We start from the raw sequence: 1,581 nt of genomic DNA, 5'->3' as shown, positions 1-1,581 counted from the left end.
AAGCCGGTGCGGCATCCGAACGGCGAGCAGTCGATGTATCCGGGGATGCGTTCGCGCAGCAGCACGGCGATGGTGTGCTCGATGGTGTGCAATCCGCCCGTGGGGATCGCGTTTTCGTTCGGCTGCACCAAACGCAGATCGTAGTTGGAGATCACGTCACCGTTCGGACCGGTTTCCGTGTCGATGTAGCGCACATACGGCGCCTTCACCTTGGTGTGGTCCAACTGGAAGCTTTCAACGACCGGTTTCTCCTCTGCCATCGTCGGGTTCCTTTCCTTGAGTTAAGATAAGCGTCCTTTTATACTGTCCCGTTTCGGCCATGACGGCAACCCCGTTGCCATACGTGTCGCTGATAACGTGTTGCAGACACATGACGTCATGCGAACTCCGGCATACAGGATCTCCACTGGCATTATGCGGAATCGGAACGCCACGGCGCCCGAAACCGATGCGATGCCGTTTCCTGGATTGGATGCGGCACTACGCGAATTCGCGGATGACCTGCATGAACCGTTCGCCGTATTTCGCGAGTTTGCTGGCGCCCACGCCGTTCACGGAGAGGAACATCTCGTCATCGACCGGTTTGACTCGCGTCATATCGCGCAGCGTTTTATCGGAGAACACGATATACGGCGGCACCTTGTTCTCCTGCGCGATGGCGAAGCGCACGCCGCGCAGTTTCTGGAACAGCGCCTCGTCCCCGTCGTTCTCGGGCGTATACGAGCCGAGCGGACGCGGGGACACGCCTTCGACGCGGCTTGGTCGCCCGCGTTTGATGGTTTTCATCTCATAGTGGAAGTCCGGCGAGGCCGTCTTCAGGGAATCGTGGGTGAATCGGACGATCGGCAGCCTCCCCTCCGTAATCTCCAGAAGGTCGTCGGTGACCATCTGGTTCAGCACGTCGCGTATATGCGCCTCCGACTGGTCCCTGAGCATTCCATAGGTCGGCATGCGTTCAGGATTGAGCGAGGCGATGTCCTGCGCTTTGGATCCGCGCAGGACCTTGACGATCTTCCCGATTCCGACGCTTGCTCCCACGTCATGCACGCAACGGCTGATGGCACGCGCCGTGTCGGTGACGTCGGTGGTTTCGATGGACTGCCCGCAGTTGGCGCAGCCACCGGCGCACATGCCGTCGTCGCCCTTGGAAACGCCGCCGTCCTCGCCGAAATAACGGGTCATGTACTCGTGCAGGCAATCCGTCGTACGGCAGTACCCGACCATGGCGTTGAGCAGACGGTGCTTGGACGCGCGGACGGCGTCCTGCTCCTGTTGCGTCAACCTATCGTTGTCGTAGTCCATGTCGAGCAGTCTTCGTCTGGTGACGATGTCCGATTCGTTCCACAGCAACGTGCATCGGCTCGGTTCGCCGTCTCGCCCGGCTCGGCCGGCTTCCTGATAGTACGCTTCGATGGATTCGGGCATGTTGTAGTGGATGACGAACCGCACGTTGGATTTGTCGATGCCCATGCCGAACGCGTTGGTGGCCACGACGACCGGCACGCGGTCGGTCACGAAGTCGCGTTGCGCGCGGTTTCGCATCTCCGCACTCATGCCGCCGTGATACGCCACTGCGATGGG

Annotated in this window: 2 protein-coding genes; both read right to left on the bottom strand. The window is 60.5% G+C overall.

The annotated features are described in order from the left end of the window. Positions 1-260, bottom strand: a 260-nt coding sequence (locus B3C64_RS08695; protein ID WP_291535094.1) for an S-ribosylhomocysteine lyase, incomplete at its 3' end; no start/stop codon positions are given. Positions 261-480: 220 nt separating this feature from the next. Next, on the bottom strand, positions 481-1,581 hold a 1,101-nt coding region (locus tag B3C64_RS08690; protein ID WP_291535093.1), incomplete at its 5' end, for an RQC domain-containing protein.

Source organism: Bifidobacterium sp. UBA6881 (assembly GCA_002451435.1).
In the GTDB taxonomy this organism is placed as follows: Bacteria; Actinomycetota; Actinomycetes; order Actinomycetales; family Bifidobacteriaceae; genus Bifidobacterium.
Note: the sequence above shows the minus strand (reverse complement) of the source record. Positions and strands in the feature narration are given on the sequence as shown.